Here is a 16,623-nt window from a genome sequence, read left to right as displayed (position 1 = left end):
ATACTTTTGGAGAATAACCTCCCTTATTGATGGTATTAAGTTTTTAAACTAATGTTTAATTAAAAAAACTTAAATCATGAAATTAACAATCAAACTAGTCTCTTTAAAAGTAACCGATAATGGAGACCCTTCGCACGAAACAAACGGTGAACTTTACTACAGTTTTAAAGTAAACGGAAAATCTTTATGTACCCGTTCAAGATCGAACCCTAAGAGTGTTCGAGATGGAGCCACAATTAGATTAAATGATACTAAAGTAGTAGAAATTACAGGAAAAAGTAGAGTGAGTTTAAGCGGTTATGTAGGAGATGCAGACAAAGGCTTTAATGGAAAAGACGAATATGATGATTTTTCTTTGTCAATACGATCTAGCAATAACTGGAAACAAGGAGCTCATTCAGTTCATTTAATTGATGGGCGTTTAAATACAACACTTAATTATGAGGTAACGCTCACAGATGCTGCTGGAGATGTAGAAGATTTAATAACACCTAAAAAATCTGCTTCAGTAACCATTGTTTCTTTTGAGGATTCAAAATTTTATAACCTAATCCAGAACGCCCATAATAAATACAGTCATGGATTTGAAGGGTACAATAAAAGCGTATTAATTAAAAAAACTTTTGCCGAGGCTAAAAAGCCTACAGTGCACATAAAAGATACAAGCAAAGAGACTATTTTTAAAACGCTACGCGATCTTGCTGACGATGGATATTACATAGACTTGATTATCCATAGTCATGGAACCTATGAAAGAATCCCAATGAAAGATAACGTAACGATCACAAATAGTGATATTAATGGGCTTGATACGGGAAGATATGCCGGAGGACGCTTTCCATTACGTATGGTATACCAAATCAACTGTAATGGCTCAACTTTAAACAATAACTTTATTGCAGCTGGTGCAAAAGCAGTTTGTGGTGCTCGCTTTATTAATTTCTACCCTAATCAATGCAATAAGTTTTTGAGGGAATGGAATAGTGGAGAACGTTTTGATACATCTTTAAACAACTCAGACACTGCTTCTGCAAGAACAGTCATGCAATCATTAATTGTCTTAGATTCAAAGACAACATCTTTTAGCCCAAAATGTAAGCTCTTTACAACTGTACTAGGCAGTGGAGATTGCTCTGAAGCTTATTTTAATAAAGTATGGTTGAGCGCTAGTAGAAATGAATACAGATCAAGTATGAGTGGAAAAGAGAATATGAACTTTTCTTCAAAGATGATTATTATGGGAGATCCTGGTTTACGCAAAGCAGATAGACTTTCTTGGTAACGTCGTCCGTTTTCTTAAAATTTAAAAAGTCCTAAAACATTCAAGTTTTAGGGTTTTTTTTGTTTGTGAAGAATATTCTAATACCAAAAATCAAAAAATCCTTAACATACAAGCTGTATTAGCGTTAAACATCTTTTAAACCTCACCTCAATTTTGGTAAATGAGTATTTGAATTATAACTTTAAATTTCACTAAAAAATAAATTATGCCTTATATAGAGACAAGTTCAAAAGAAAAGGAGAGAAATATCAAATTATACTATGAAGATTATGGTGAGGGGAAACCAGTAATTTTAATACATGGCTGGCCTTTAAGTAGTGCAATGTGGGAACAGCAAAAATGGGCAATCGTTGAAGCTGGTTATAGATGCATTTCGTATGACCGAAGAGGTTTTGGAAAAAGTGATTTTCCATGGCAGGGTTATGATTATGATACATTATCACAGGATTTAAATGATTTAATTCAATCGCTTAAATTAAAAGATGTTACTCTAGTTGGATTTTCCATGGGAGGTGGTGAATTAGGGCGCTATGTTGGTAAATTTGGGACAGATAAATTATCTAAACTTGTCTTTTTAAGCTCTATTGCTCCATTTATGATGAAAACCGATGATAATCCAGACGGTGTGCCAGAAAGTGTTTTTGAAGGCTTTAAAGATTCATTAGAGACAGATAGGGTTGACTTTTTAAAAGGATTTGGAAAAAACTTTGTCAATTATGAGGATAATAAAGACAAGATAAGCGAATCTTTATTGCATTACACTTGGAATATAGCAGCAAACGCTTCTCCTAAGGGTACAATAGATTGTGTTAATGCTTTTGGAAAAACAGATTTAAGAAACGATCTTAAGAAAATAGATGTCCCCACCCTTTTTATTCACGGAGATGCGGATGAGGTGGTGCCTGTGAAACCAACATCAGAACAGGGACACAAAATTGTAAACAATAGTAAATTACATATTATTAAAGGAGCACCTCATGGTTGTGTATTTACACATAAAGAAGAGGTTAATAAAACACTTTTAGATTTCTTAAAAGCATAAATTTTAAAACGTAATCATACAAAAAGCCCTGAAACATATAATGTTTCAGGGCTTTTATATTTCCGAAGAAAAAATTTATTTTCCTAATTTGTGTTCATCTTCCTCCTCTTTTGAAGCGTCTTTAAACTCTTTAATTCCACTTCCAAGACCCCTCATTAATTCTGGTATCTTTTTACCTCCAAAAATCAATAAAATTACCACAGCGATTAATACAATCTGTGGCCAACCTATTACTGAAAATATAACTAATGCTTCCATGTTTGATAAATTTGTTGGGCAAAGGTAATAAGAAATCCTTACATATTACGTTTTCAATTGTCAATTGCAACTATGCATTGCAGTTTGTTTTATATTTGTGATGTGAATTAAAGAAAGTAATGGAGCCTAAAGAAAAAAGAACAAAGAAAATAAAGAAAAAGCTACTGCATAAGTATCGCTTAGTTGTTCTTAACGAAGAAACCTTTGAGGAGCGTTTTTCGTTTAAACTCAATAGGCTTAATGTATTTGTTTTTAGTATAATTTCGGCAGTTTTACTAATTGCCATCACTACAATTATTATTGCATTTACACCATTAAGAGAGTATATTCCTGGGTATTCTTCTACTAAGTTAAAGAAAAAAGCAACAGAGCTCACCTATAAAACAGACTCACTCAAACAGGTTATAGACATTAATGAGCAATACTTATCATCAATTAGAAAAGTTTTAAGTGGCGATATTAAAACAGTTGATTTTAATAAGGATTCTGTTATTGAAGCTGCAAAACTTGACATTTCTCAAATTAGCTTCTCAGCCTCAAAAGAAGATTCTATTTTAAGAGAAAAAGTGTCTCAAGAAGATAAATACAACCCATTGTTGAGCGCTTCTGAAATAGGACTCGTTTTTTTCGCTCCAGTAAAAGGAACTATATCTGAGCCTTATAATACTAAAACAAAACACCTTGCGGTTGATGTTGTCACGGTCAAAGACGAACCAGTAAAAGCAGCAGCAGATGGTACCGTTATTTTTGCAGGATGGACCGCAGATACTGGAAATGTGATTATTCTTGAACACCCCAACAATACATTAACTGTTTATAAACATAACGCATCATTAAATAAAAGTCAAGGTGAGTTAGTAAAAGGCGGTGAAGTAATTGCGACAGTAGGAAACACAGGAGAGTTAACTACAGGCCCACATTTACATTTCGAAATTTGGAGAGAGGGTTACCCTGTAAATCCACAAGATTTTATTGATTTTGATTAATGAAAATAGAATCTTTAAATTAATAAAAATTAAAGTAACTCGTTTATTTATTTAACAAATCAATTACCCCGTGTCACTAAAATCTATAGGAGCTAAAATATTTGCAAAAATTGTTGTTGCTAAGATGCATTCTTGGTCTTCAAACCCTATTGCAACCCAAGAAAAAGTATTTCAAGAGCTTATAAAAAAAGGTCGTAATACGCGCTTCGGAAATGACCATAATTTTAACCAAATTGAGACAACCCAAGATTTTGCAAAACAAGTGCCAATAAGAGATTATGAAGATCTCCGAAACTATGTTGATCCAATGGTCGCGGGAGAAGCAGATATTTTGTGGCCAGGAAAACCGCTTTATTTTGCAAAAACATCTGGAACAACATCTGGAGCAAAATACATTCCTTTAACAAAGGATTCAATGCCTTCTCACATTAAGGCAGCTAGAAATGCAATACTTAATTATATTCATGAAACTGGGGACGCATCTTTTGTTGATGGAAAGATGATTTTTTTGCAAGGCAGCCCAGAAATGACTCAAAAAAACGGAATAGGGTTAGGAAGACTCTCTGGTATTGTGGCGCATTATGTGCCAAGTTATCTTCAAAAAAATAGATTACCTTCTCTAAAAACTAATTGTATTGATGATTGGGAAGAAAAAGTAGATGCTATTGTTAAAGAAACGAAAGATGAGAACATGACTGTCATTAGCGGGATTCCACCGTGGGTACAAATGTATTTTGAACGTTTACAGGAAGAGACAGGTAAGAAAGTAGGTGACCTTTTTAAAAATTTTAACCTGTTTATATATGGTGGAGTTAACTTTGAACCGTACCGTGCAAAATTTGAAAAGCTAATAGGCCGAAAAGTACCAAGTATAGAACTGTTTCCTGCGAGTGAAGGGTTTTTTGCTTTTCAAGATTCGCAAACAGAAAAGGGAATGTTATTGCTTCTCGATAGCGGAATTTTTTATGAATTTATAGAGGCCGATACTTTTTTTGAGTCCAACCCAACTCGTTTAACCATTGGGCAGGTAAAGCTTGATACAAATTATGTAATGATTATTTCATCAAATGCAGGGTTGTGGGGTTATAATTTAGGTGACACCGTGATGTTTACATCGTTGGAACCTTATAGAGTTATAGTATCTGGAAGGATAAAGCATTTTATTTCGGCATTTGGTGAGCATGTTATTGGTAAAGAAGTGGAGCAAGCAATGAATGAAGCCATAACAAATCATAATTTTAGTATTACTGAATTTACAGTAGCACCCATGACAGATGTGCCTGAAGGAATCCTGGCTTATCATGAATGGTTAATAGAATTTGAGACACTTCCGGAGGACATGCATTTGGTTGTGAAAACACTAGAGGCATCACTTCAGCAACAAAATAGCTATTACAAAGATTTAATTGACGGCACTATGTTGCAACCGCTTAAAATTTCGGCTTTGCCTAAAGACAGTTTTCAAAAATACATGAAATCGCAAGGAAAATTAGGGGGTCAAAATAAGGTGCCTAGATTGTCTAACGACCGTAAAATTGCAAATTTATTAACGCAAGCTTAATTTGAATAAAGTTCTCCCGTTAATGAGGTGTGGGGAAAAATGTATCTTTGTACTTAATGACAAAACTAAAAGCACACACAAGATCTCGCGCACAGGAAAGTACTGGCGCAATTGAACGATTATATATCACGATGAGACACTTATTCAATCGTGGTTTTTATAAGCCTATGGGCATTTCTGGAGAGTCTTTACGAGATTCTTTATTAACGTTACGACCTGAAATTTATGGTTCTATTTCAGAAGAGAAAATTGAACTACAAGGTTTATTATATGTTATAGATAGACTTCCTGATGGAATAGAGGAATGTAGCTTTATAAACTTAACTAGTGACGAAGGGTATAAAAACTCTCACTTTAAGCCTATAATCCCGCCTAAACGCCGCCGTAATTGCTATCGCATCGATGATGAGCAAATGAATATTGAGGTAACTAGAGGAAGATCTGAAATTTATGATATTCTTACGCACTTAACATTTCTTTATATTGAGTCTCATAAAATTATGAAACAGGTACTCATTGATGAGAGTGGGGGGGTTATACGAGACTGGAAAAAATTAGAAGTAGCGGTTGCTAAAGAAGAAAACTTGACGCAAGAGGAGAAAGAAATTGCGTTGACTCATACAGCTAACTTTTTAGGGCGTACGTTTGAGGAGGTAAATAGTGTATATGATGCTTTTGCCACAAGTACAAATGCTGATAGGTTTTTGAATATTATTTATCATTTAGGTAAACGAGCGATTGATGAGGTTGTAAATGATAATAAGCGCATAATTACATTTAGTCCTGTTCTTAGAGAGCGATTAGGTCACCATATTCATGGAGAACAATGGGCTCTCAACATAAAGGAAACACTAGATAATAAAGGTCTTATTGAACGCCCAATCCATATTATAAGTGCAAATATGCATAGTGTAATGAATTCATTATATGCAGAAAAAGCATTACCTACTGAAGCAAAAAAAGGAAGCTTAATTAACTTATATGAGTTATTGAGCAGCCACGGTAGTACAAAGCAGCGGGAGAAAACAATGAAAGTTGCTCTTGCCGAAGGGATGACTTATATTGAGGATACAAGTGGTACAAATATTAATGTGCAAGTATTTGATACTGCTAAGTTAAAGAAGTTACCATTTGGTATTGAAGCAAAAACACTTCCCGAAGAAGAGAAGCCAGTAATTATAGTAATGGATTATGCCTTTGGGGAACAAGCCTATGAAACTATGGACGAGCTTTTAAAACCTTATGTTAAAGAAGGTAAAACAAGTTTCTTAAATGTTGTTTCTATTGGTATTATGGGAAAAGCGGGTATTCTCGATGGTGGCAAAGGTGATATTATGATCCCGAGTGCACACGTTTTTGAAGGTACTGCAGATAATTACCCCTTTAAAAATAAATTAAAGAAAAGCCATTTTGCTGAAGATGATGTAAAAGTATGTACTGGTTCTATGATAAGTGTTTTGGGTACATCACTACAAAATAGAGATGTATTACGATTCTTTTTTAAAAGTACATGGAATGTAATTGGGTTAGAAATGGAAGGAGCGCATTACCAAAAAGCAATCCAAGCAGCTTCGAAAATAAGAGGCAGTATTGGAAAAAAAGTAAAGGTTATGTACGCATATTACGCGAGTGATAATCCATTAGAAACAGGAAGCACATTGGCTTCTGGAGGATTGGGTACAACTGGGGTGAAACCCACGTATTTAATCACCGAAAAGATGTTAAAATTGATTTTAGACTAAACTAAAAATTTATTTTGGAAAACAACAAAGTATTAGTAACAGGCGGCGCAGGCTTCATAGGTTCAAATTATGTTGCCTATATACTAGAAGATACAACCGATGAGGTTTTTGTTCTAGATAAGCTCACATATGCGGGTGATTTGAAAAACTTAGAAGGAGTTTCGAAGCTTTCTAACTATCATTTTATTGAAGGAGATATTTGTGATGAAGCATTTGTAAATGACCTTTTCAAAAAGTACAATTTTAATAAAGTGGTGCATTTTGCAGCAGAGTCGCATGTAGATAATTCGATTACTGGTCCGGGTGCTTTTATAGCTACAAATATTACGGGAACATTCAATTTATTGCAAGCTGCTTATAAAACATGGATGCATGGCCCAAATAATTTTAAGGAAGATATTGTTGCCCCACGATTTTTGCACGTGTCAACAGATGAAGTTTATGGAACATTAGGCCCAACAGGTTTATTTACAGAAGAAACTCCTTATGCTCCAAATAGCCCTTACAGCGCATCAAAAGCAAGTAGTGATTTTATTGTACGCAGTTATTTCCACACTTACGGAATGCCAGTTGTAACAACAAACTGTTCAAATAATTATGGCCCTAATCAACATAAAGAAAAGTTGATTCCTACAATTATTAGAAAAGCAATATCAGGCAAAGCAATTCCTATTTATGGAGATGGTAAAAATGTAAGAGACTGGTTATACGTAAAAGACCATTGCGTAGGAATAAAACAAGCTATTGACACAGGAAGGCTAGGCGAAACATATAATATAGGAGGACGCAATGAGCGCGAAAACTTATATATAGCTCATACAATTTGTGAAATACTTGATGAACTACAACCCAAAGGTTTTAAATACAAAGAACAGATTACCTTTGTGACAGATAGGCCAGGACACGATTTTAGATATGCTATTGATGCTTCAAAAATTGAAAACGAATTGGGGTGGAAGGCAGATGAGAATTTTGAAACCGGAATTAAGAAAACGATAGCTTGGTATTTAGATAATACGGACAGACTATTGTAATTACGGAGTAATTTATTAAAAAAATTAGTTTTACTTCGGAAATGAGGCACAGATTAAAATGATAAAACACAACCCATAAATCCTAACCATTTTGAAAGGAATCATACTTGCCGGAGGAAGCGGCACACGACTTCATCCACTTACACTTGCAGTTAGCAAACAGCTAATGCCCGTGTATGATAAACCAATGATATATTACCCATTATCAACACTTATGCTTGCTGGTATAAAAGAAATATTGATTATTTCTACGCCACAAGATTTGCCGTTATTCGAAAAGTTATTGGGAGATGGGAAAAAATTTGGGTGTGACTTTCAATACGCTGTACAACAAGACCCTAATGGACTTGCAGAAGCATTTATTATAGGTAAAGATTTTATAGGGAACGATAAAGTAGCTTTAATTCTTGGAGATAATATTTTTTATGGTTCAGGATTAAAAGAGTTATTGCAATCTAATAACAACCCAGAAGGCGGTGTTATTTATGCATATCATGTCCATGATCCAGAACGTTATGGTGTTGTTGAATTTGACAAAGAAGGAAAAGCACTTTCTATTGAAGAAAAGCCCACGTCACCAAAATCTAATTACGCTGTTCCAGGCATTTATTTTTATGATAACAGTATTGTTGACATAGCAGCTAATATAAAGCCTAGTCATAGAGGTGAACTTGAAATAACAGACGTAAACAATGTTTATTTAAAACAAGGTAAACTCAGTGTGAGTATTTTAGATAAAGGAACTGCTTGGTTAGATACAGGAACATTTGCAAGTTTAATGCAAGCGTCTCAATTTGTTGAGGTAATTGAGGAGCGGCAAGGTTTAAAAATAGGTGCTATTGAAGAAGCAGCTTACGAAATGGGCTATATTAATAAAGAACAATTACATGCTCTTGCTAAACCGTTATTAAAGAGTGGTTATGGAAAGCATTTAATGCAATTAGACTAAGCTGTGGAAATTGAAAAAACAAACCTCAAAGGCTCTTTCATAATAACTCCTCGAGTATTTGAAGATGAGCGCGGCACATTCACCGAATCTTTTAACACCAAGGCTTTTGCAGAAATTACTGGAATAAACCCAGTTTTTGTTCAAGACAATCAATCTATATCAAAATATGGTGTAGTTCGTGGTTTGCATGGGCAATTGGGAGAAATGGCGCAAGCAAAATTAGTGCGTGTAATCAAAGGAAAAGTGCTTGATGTAGCTGTAGATATGCGTAGAGAATCTGAGACTTTTGGTCAACATTTTTCTATTATTTTAAGTGCAGAAAACAGGAAGCAGCTATTTGTGCCTCGTGGTTTTTTACATGGTTTCTCTGTACTTGAAGATGATTCCATATTTGCTTATAAGTGCGATAACTTTTACGATAAAGAATCTGAAGCTGGAATTGTATATAATGACGCAACCTTAGGTATTGATTGGCATCTTGAAGATGATGTAATGATTGTTTCAGAAAAAGACGCAGTACTTCCTTCTTTTAAAGAAATGTATAAAAAATAAATTATTACTAAAGAAAACAAGTTACTTGTTTATGAAGAAGAAAAACTTAATCATTTTTGGTACACGTCCAGAAGCCATTAAAATGGCGCCATTGGTGAAAGCATTTAAAGAGGACACAACTTTTGAAACTTATGTATGTGTAACAGCACAACATAGAGAAATGTTAGACCAAGTGTTAGAATTCTATGAGATTACTCCAGATTTTGATTTAGATTTGATGAAACCTAATCAAAATCTTTATAGTTTAACAGCAGATATTATTACTCACTTAAAGCCCGTTCTAGAAGAGGTAAAGCCAGACTACGTGTATGTACATGGCGACACAACAACATCTACAGCTTCAGGAATAGCTGCGTTTTATAGTGGTGCAAAAGTGTGCCACGTAGAAGCAGGCCTTCGTACTCATAATAGACAATATCCATTTCCAGAGGAATTTAATAGACAGCTAACAGGTAAAATTGCAGACTATCATTTTGCTCCCACTACTTTATCAAAAGATAACTTATTGAGGGAAAACGTTTCAGAAAAAAACATTCTTGTTACGGGTAATACTGTTATTGATGCACTACTCTTTGGAATTGAAAAAGTAAACACAACTACTTTTGAAGATTCAGAAATCAAAATGCTTAATGAAACATTAGATTTTAGCAAAAAAATAGTATTAGTTACAGGCCATAGACGTGAAAATCATGGCGAAGGATTACTGAATATCTGTACTGCATTGAAAGAAATTTCAGCAAAAAATCCAGATATTCAAATCGTATATCCCGTGCATTTAAATCCAAATGTAAAAGGCCCTGTACATGACCTTTTAGGAGATGAAAAAAATATAATTCTTATCGCTCCGTTAGCATATCCAGCATTTATATGGTTGATGGAAAAAAGCCATAGTATTATTACAGATAGTGGAGGAATTCAAGAAGAAGCTCCTAGTTTAGGGAAGCCAGTATTAGTAACAAGAACAACTACAGAGCGCCCAGAAGCGGTAGCAGAAGGCACTGTAATACTTGTAGGAACTAACAAAGACAAAATCGTAGAATATACAAATCAATTATTATCAAACGAGCAGCAATACAATGCGATGAGTAAACTTCATAATCCCTATGGAGATGGAAAAGCAGCGCAGAAGATTGTTGATTATATAAAAGCATTATAACATGTCGCAAAAACCTAGCGTTGTCATGATGGGATTAGGCTATATTGGTCTTCCTACGGCTGCACTAATTGCCAGTAAAGGATTAAAAGTAACAGGAGTTGATATACATCAAAATGTTGTCGATACCATTAATCAAGGGAAAATCCATATTGTAGAACCAGATCTTGATGGTCTTGTACATCACGTGGTAAAAAAAGAGTTACTGGAAGCTACGTTGTCACCAGTTGTGGCAGATGTGTATCTTATTGCAGTTCCTACGCCTTTTAAGGAAAATAATGTTCCAGATATTTCTTATGTAGCTTCTGCAGTTGAGAAAATCGTACCAACATTAGAGAAAGGTGCGTTGATTATAATTGAATCTACGAGCCCTGTGGGAACTACTCGAAAAATGGAACAGCTAATATATAGCCACCGTCCAGAGCTAGAGGGTGATATTTATTTAGCATACTGTCCTGAGCGCGTTTTACCTGGAAACATTATTCACGAATTAAAAAGTAACGACCGCGCTATAGGTGGTATCAACGAAGCCTCAACGGCTAAAGCAATTGATTTTTATACTTATTTTGTAGATGGAACATTACACCCCACAAATGCAAAAACTGCCGAAATGGTTAAACTTGTAGAAAATGCAAGCAGAGATAATCAAATAGCATTTGCAAATGAGCTTTCTATTATTTGCGATAAAGCAAACATTAATGTATGGGATATGATTGCGCTTGCAAATAAGCATCCGCGAGTAAATATTTTAAATCCAGGAACTGGTGTAGGAGGTCATTGTATTGCTGTTGACCCTTGGTTTATCGTAGCTGAGTTTCCAGAAGAAAGCGGGTTAATACGTAAGTCTAGAGAAACCAATAATTACAAAACAGAATGGGTTTTAGAGAAAGTTAAAAATAAAGCACTTGCATTTAAATTAGAGCATAAAAGAGATGCAAAGATTGCATGTATGGGTCTTGCTTTTAAGCCAGATATTGATGATTTGAGAGAGTCTCCAGCTTTGTATGTGACAGAACAGCTTGAAAAAGAAGGTTTTGATGTTTTAAAAGTGGAGCCTAATTTAGATACTGATAATACGCACAAATTAATCGTTACAGAAAAGGCATTGCATCAAGCAGATTTAATTGTATTCTTAGTTGCACATACAGAGTTTAAGAGCGTTTCAGTGCCTCAAGGAATTGCAGTGATGGATTTTTGTGGTGTTCGTAATAAAAAGTAAATCTTTTTAAAGATGACTAGGATATTAATCACAGGCGCAAATGGACAATTAGGGAGGTGTTTGAGAGATGCTTCGGAAATATATCAAGATTACCATTTTACCTTTGCGACAAGAGAAGATATTGATTTTACAGATGAGGCTTCAATTGTGTCACATTTCCGAAGTAATGATTATGATTACTGTATTAACTGTGCCGCATATACAAATGTAGACCAAGCCCAAAAGGAAGAGTCTTTAGCATTTAAAATAAACGCTGATGCTGTTAAACTTTTAGCCGAAATATGTAATAAAAAAAACATCACGTTATTGCATGTTTCTACAGATTATGTGTTTGACGGACAGAATACAAAAGATTATACAGAAACAGATTTTACAAACCCCATTAATGTTTATGGCACATCAAAATTAAGTGGGGAGCATTATGTACAGTCCATATGCAAACAATATTTTATTATACGTACATCGTGGTTGTATTCACAATATGGAAATAATTTTTTAAAAACCATTTTAAAGCATGGTGCGTTAGGAACCGAATTGAAAATTACAACAGAGCAAACGGGAACGCCTACAAACGCTAATGACTTGGCAGAAACATTGCTTAAAATTGTTAAAATAAAGAATGAAGCATACGGAGTATATCATTACAGCAATGAAGGAAATGCAACGTGGTATGATTTTGCAAAAAAAATAATAGAGCTGCAGCCACAATTGACAAAGGCAAACCTTGCGAGTACAGATCATTATCCTACATTTGCGCAACGTCCAAAACGAAGCGTGCTGGATTGTAGTAAGATTGAAAAAGTTTTAGGGGTTGAAAGCATTAAATGGAAAGAAAGTTTAGAAAAATTAATAGAATTAATTTAAAAACAATGGCAACAAATACAACAAACGACGAAATTGATTTAGGGTATTTATTTGAAAAAATTAATAATACTTTTAAAAATATAGCAATTGGTATTTATAATGGGATTCAATTTATAATTAGGAATTGGTATATCGTTTTAGGAATTATCATTGCTGGCGTATTGCTTGGCCTTTTTAAAGAGAAAGATTCGTTACCTTCAAAAAGAGCTAAAATTATAATTAGAACAAATTTTAATACTGCAGAATATACTTATAATGCCATTAATACTCTATTGGAAAAATCTAAAGCTAGAGATACTATTTTTTTGCAAAAAAACGGATTTAATTATGAAGTTACAGACATTGCTGATATTGAAATAACTCCAATAATAAATTTTGAAGAAATTTCTGAAAAATATGATGTTAACGACAGAACCTTAGAGTCTGTTTTACGAAATGTTGAGTTTAAGGAAGAGGAAGATGTCTCTGAATCTTTTTTTAGTGATTACACATATCATGAAGTGGAATTAAGCTTAGGATCTTACACGAGCGAGGCAACAATTAAAAATATTATTATATACCTAAATAATAATGAATACATTCAAAAAATGGGTGTTACAGGTAAAGAAATGCTCGAAAGAAATATTGAAAGGAATAATTTTTCAATTTCTCAAATTGATTCGGCAATTTCAGATTATAACGAGAAGGTATTGTTGCCGATGTCTACAAATTTTTTAGCTGTTGTAGACAAAAATTTTAATTATCATAATGTTGTAAATTCAAAACTAGAGTTGCAGAAAATTAATGATAAGTTGATAGAAGATCTAATATATGCTGACAAAGCCATCATACAAATAGGTGAAAATAATATTATTGAAAAAAAACCACCATTTTTATTTAAAAAATATGTGATTTACCCTATCCTTTTTCTGTTCCTATTTTTATTTCTTTCTTGGCTTATTAAATTATACGGAAGGGTTAAAGTACTTGCGGCTCATTCAGATAAATAAATTTTGGCAGTTTAATAAAGCATATAAAGCTATTTTGGTTACCCATGGTTTATGTTGAATAATCTAATACATAAAAAATACATAATTTATGGAAGCTCAATTATTGTTGCCCGGGGGCTTGAATATTTTATACTTTTATTTGCCGCAGGATATCTAGCAAAAGATAGTTATGGTGATTTAGAATTTTACAAAAAACTCATTGAAGTATTTTCAATCGTTTTTTCTTTTGGATTTCCAGCTCTTATTTTGAGTTACACTAAAAGTAGAGATAGTAAAAAATACTTTTACGTATTAGCTTGTACTTGTACACTTGTTATAGGAATAATTACTTTCGTTACAGCAACATTTTTTGGGTATGAATATATTATACTCGGGATGATTTTTTATGCACTATTTTTCAATGGAGGTATAACCCCAGCTTATATTTTAGTAAATGCAGGCAGTACATATGCTGCTTATTATAAAATTGGGATTTCCACTTTTTTTTATATAATACTTTTTTTATTATTATATTATTTTGAGGTTAGAGGTATGCTATACCCCTATGGAGGAACTATAGTATTTTCTTTTTTAATTTTTTATATTGGTTATTTCCTATTTAAAAAAAATATTGAATTTAAAAAGCTAAAACAATATTGGAGAGTTTTTAAGAGGCTTTTAATAAGTTCTTTTACTCTTGTTATCAGTAATTTTGCTAACTTAATGTTTTTATATACTGATATTTTTATTATTAAGCTTATTTCAGAAGATCCTAAAATAGAAATAGCTGAGTATAGTTTTCTTTTAAATATTGCATATTTATTACTCTTTATTCCATTAACTCTTATACAAGTAGATATTGATAAAATTAAACATCAAAAGGGGTATGTAAAGATTCTAAATAAGAAGATTGGCATCCTTGTTTTTATTGCGTCTGTATCTATCTATTTAGTATATTATTTTATAATAGGTGTTTTTTATCCTGAATACGGAGATTTTCATGTGTTAATGGGAGTTCTACTTTTTGCAAATATTTTTCAAGCATTATCTCCATTGTTTGGTTTCCTTACAGTAGTTCAGAAAAAATTTAAACAGAATTTAATCGTAAATGTTGTAGCCCTTGTTCTTAACATTATAATTAGTTATTTGCTATATTTTAAGCTAGGATTAATAGGCTTAGCAATTTCAAGTATGTTAACATTGATTTTTAGATATGTATGGTTAATTAATTTAGTAAAGGATTATAAAGCAAATGAGTTATATGGATCATAAAAACACATATGGAGTTTTTGGTGCATTTGTAAGTAACAAATATTCTAAAAAAGAATTATACAACAATGGTATCGATGAAAATGGTTTTTTTCAATCAATAAAAAAAGGCTGGGTAAGTGCGAATTTATTAGATAAAAATATAAAAGATAGGTTTTTTAAAACTAAAAATGGAATTACAATTTGTTTTGATGGTGTTCAATATTCTACTATTAATGAAGAAGATTTTTTTAAAAAGTATAATGAAGAAAATAGTTCTTTTTTAAAAGATTTAAAAGGCACTTATTCTGGTTTTATATTAGATGAAAATAACGGTAGCTTACACTTGTTTAACGATCCACTTTCTACCAAGAACATTTATTATTTTTTTGATAAAAATATAGGCTTTGTGTTTGCAAATAAATTGCACAAAATTTCGGCGTTTTTAAAGAAACAAAAGATTAGTTATAGTGTTAATAATGACGCTATTTATATGATGGCCCTTTATGGTTTTTTGTTAGAAGACAACACATATATAAATGAAGTTAAAAAATTACCATATGCCTCTATTTTGACTTATTCCATAGATGAAAATACAATTTCTAATAAGACATGGCATTCATTTACTAATAAAACAGTACCAGTAACAATAAATGATGCAGAAAAACGAATAGACACGTTATTTGTAAAGGCAGTAAAAGATTCTTGGAGCAAAGATAATGATAATAAGCACATAACATTATTGAGTGGAGGTATGGATGCCAGAACCAATGCCATTGTGGCCAAAGAAATTGGGTTTAATAACATTTCATCAATCACATTTGGACAAAAAGACTCTAAAGATATCAAATATGCTAGGGAAATTGCAAAAGGCGAGGGGTTTTTACATAAAGAGCGTTTTTTAGAAACTCCAATGTATTTATTAGATAATATTATTGAAAATTATGTGAAACCTAATGATGGGATGATTATGTTTCATTCTTCGGCACATACATCTTCTACAATTAGGAACACTAATTCTACAATTAGGAACACTAATGTAAGCAACTATTCTAACTTGCATACAGGTCAAATAGGAGATGCATTGTTTGGATCCTTTTCAACACAAAATTATAATTTTATAAAAAATAGAGGAAGTATTGGCTACACTGGATTTGTTAGTGATAATAAATTACTAGATAAAATCGAGTGTTTGCCCGAAGTTTTAAAAAAATATCAAGATCTTGGATTAGAGTTGTTTACATATGAACAACGTATTATTAATGCAACAATTTACGGAGATAGGAGTTTAAGTGATGTTATTGATAACTCTTCCCCTTTTTATGATTTAGAATTAATAAATTACTGTTTGAGTATCCCAAATGCTTATAAACAGTTTCAAAAAATTTATTTTTCATGGCTATCAAAATATCATAAGAACACTTTGAAGTACAAGTGGGATAAAATTAATATGAAGCCGTCAAATGATCTTAAAATTAAGTACGGTAAAATTTTGAAAAAATATTATAATGGAGGCAAAAAATATTTTAATCTTAATTACGAGAGTATGAATCCTTATCAAATATGGTTAAAGGATTTTCCTGTAGTGATAGAAACTTTTAATTTTATTGTAGAGGAGGAATTGTCTAAAAACATTTTAGATAATGATGTAAAGCAAGATTTATTAAATATTTATAGAAATAACATATTTGAATATCGCAATAAATTTGCTGTAGTTACATCTTTACTAGCGATTAAATTACATTTTGATTCGTAATTTCTTTTA

15 protein-coding genes are annotated in these 16,623 nt (G+C 32.6%); 14 read left to right on the top strand and 1 reads right to left on the bottom strand.

Going from position 1 to position 16,623, the window contains the following annotated elements; all coding sequences use genetic code 11:
* Positions 1-76 precede the first annotated feature (76 nt).
* Positions 77-1,282 carry a hypothetical protein gene (locus GB234_RS01840; protein ID WP_151892803.1) on the top strand — a complete coding sequence of 402 codons (1,206 nt, stop codon included), beginning with the start codon at positions 77-79 and terminating at the stop codon, positions 1,280-1,282.
* A gap of 205 nt (positions 1,283-1,487) precedes the next feature.
* Positions 1,488-2,324, top strand: a complete 837-nt coding sequence (locus GB234_RS01835; RefSeq protein ID WP_151892802.1) for an alpha/beta fold hydrolase — start codon at positions 1,488-1,490, stop codon at positions 2,322-2,324.
* A 75-nt stretch (positions 2,325-2,399) separates the two neighbouring features.
* Here the strand turns inward: GB234_RS01835 and GB234_RS01830 are convergent, their stop codons facing one another.
* Positions 2,400-2,582 (bottom strand): Sec-independent protein translocase subunit TatA/TatB, encoded by a 183-nt coding sequence (locus tag GB234_RS01830; protein WP_151892801.1) that lies wholly within the window; start codon positions 2,580-2,582, stop codon positions 2,400-2,402.
* 119 nt (positions 2,583-2,701) lie between these two features.
* Here GB234_RS01830 and GB234_RS01825 point away from each other — a divergent pair, with 119 nt between their 5' ends.
* The 12 genes from GB234_RS01825 (at position 2,702) to GB234_RS01770 (ending at position 16,614) form a co-directional block, all read left to right on the top strand.
* Positions 2,702-3,568 (top strand): M23 family metallopeptidase, encoded by an 867-nt coding sequence (locus tag GB234_RS01825; protein WP_151892800.1) that lies wholly within the window; start codon positions 2,702-2,704, stop codon positions 3,566-3,568.
* A 70-nt stretch (positions 3,569-3,638) separates the two neighbouring features.
* Positions 3,639-5,129, top strand: coding sequence for a GH3 auxin-responsive promoter family protein (locus GB234_RS01820; RefSeq protein ID WP_151892799.1), 1,491 nt, complete (start codon positions 3,639-3,641; stop codon positions 5,127-5,129).
* A 56-nt stretch (positions 5,130-5,185) separates the two neighbouring features.
* Positions 5,186-6,871, top strand: coding sequence for a DUF6909 family protein (locus tag GB234_RS01815; protein WP_151892798.1), 1,686 nt, complete (start codon positions 5,186-5,188; stop codon positions 6,869-6,871).
* Positions 6,872-6,885: 14 nt separating this feature from the next.
* Positions 6,886-7,905: a dTDP-glucose 4,6-dehydratase gene (gene rfbB, locus GB234_RS01810; RefSeq protein ID WP_151892797.1), complete on the top strand. Its 1,020-nt coding sequence runs from the start codon at positions 6,886-6,888 to the stop codon at positions 7,903-7,905.
* A 91-nt stretch (positions 7,906-7,996) separates the two neighbouring features.
* Positions 7,997-8,854, top strand: coding sequence for a glucose-1-phosphate thymidylyltransferase RfbA (gene rfbA / locus GB234_RS01805; protein ID WP_151892796.1), 858 nt, complete (start codon positions 7,997-7,999; stop codon positions 8,852-8,854).
* 3 nt (positions 8,855-8,857) lie between these two features.
* Positions 8,858-9,406: a dTDP-4-dehydrorhamnose 3,5-epimerase gene (gene rfbC / locus GB234_RS01800; protein WP_151892795.1), complete on the top strand. Its 549-nt coding sequence runs from the start codon at positions 8,858-8,860 to the stop codon at positions 9,404-9,406.
* Positions 9,407-9,437: 31 nt separating this feature from the next.
* A complete protein-coding gene (gene wecB / locus GB234_RS01795; protein ID WP_151892794.1) occupies positions 9,438-10,562 on the top strand; it encodes a non-hydrolyzing UDP-N-acetylglucosamine 2-epimerase in 1,125 nt (374 codons plus the stop codon).
* A 1-nt stretch (position 10,563) separates the two neighbouring features.
* Positions 10,564-11,778 (top strand): UDP-N-acetyl-D-mannosamine dehydrogenase, encoded by a 1,215-nt coding sequence (gene wecC / locus GB234_RS01790; protein WP_208997313.1) that lies wholly within the window; start codon positions 10,564-10,566, stop codon positions 11,776-11,778.
* Positions 11,779-11,790: 12 nt separating this feature from the next.
* Complete coding sequence (gene rfbD / locus GB234_RS01785) at positions 11,791-12,642, top strand: dTDP-4-dehydrorhamnose reductase (RefSeq protein WP_151892793.1); 852 nt, start codon at positions 11,791-11,793, stop codon at positions 12,640-12,642.
* 5 nt (positions 12,643-12,647) lie between these two features.
* On the top strand, positions 12,648-13,631 hold the full coding sequence (locus tag GB234_RS01780) for a hypothetical protein (protein WP_151892792.1): 984 nt from the start codon (positions 12,648-12,650) through the stop codon (positions 13,629-13,631).
* Positions 13,632-13,682: 51 nt separating this feature from the next.
* Positions 13,683-14,882 (top strand): MATE family efflux transporter, encoded by a 1,200-nt coding sequence (locus GB234_RS01775; protein WP_151892791.1) that lies wholly within the window; start codon positions 13,683-13,685, stop codon positions 14,880-14,882.
* On the top strand, positions 14,872-16,614 hold the full coding sequence (locus GB234_RS01770) for a 7-cyano-7-deazaguanine synthase (protein ID WP_172966829.1): 1,743 nt from the start codon (positions 14,872-14,874) through the stop codon (positions 16,612-16,614). The genes GB234_RS01775 and GB234_RS01770 overlap by 11 nt, the downstream gene beginning before the upstream one ends.
* Positions 16,615-16,623: the final 9 nt, after the last annotated feature.

This window comes from Patiriisocius marinistellae (genome assembly GCF_009014635.1).
In the GTDB taxonomy this organism is placed as follows: Bacteria; Bacteroidota; Bacteroidia; order Flavobacteriales; family Flavobacteriaceae; genus Patiriisocius; species Patiriisocius marinistellae.
This window is presented reverse-complemented; position numbering and strand designations above follow the sequence as displayed.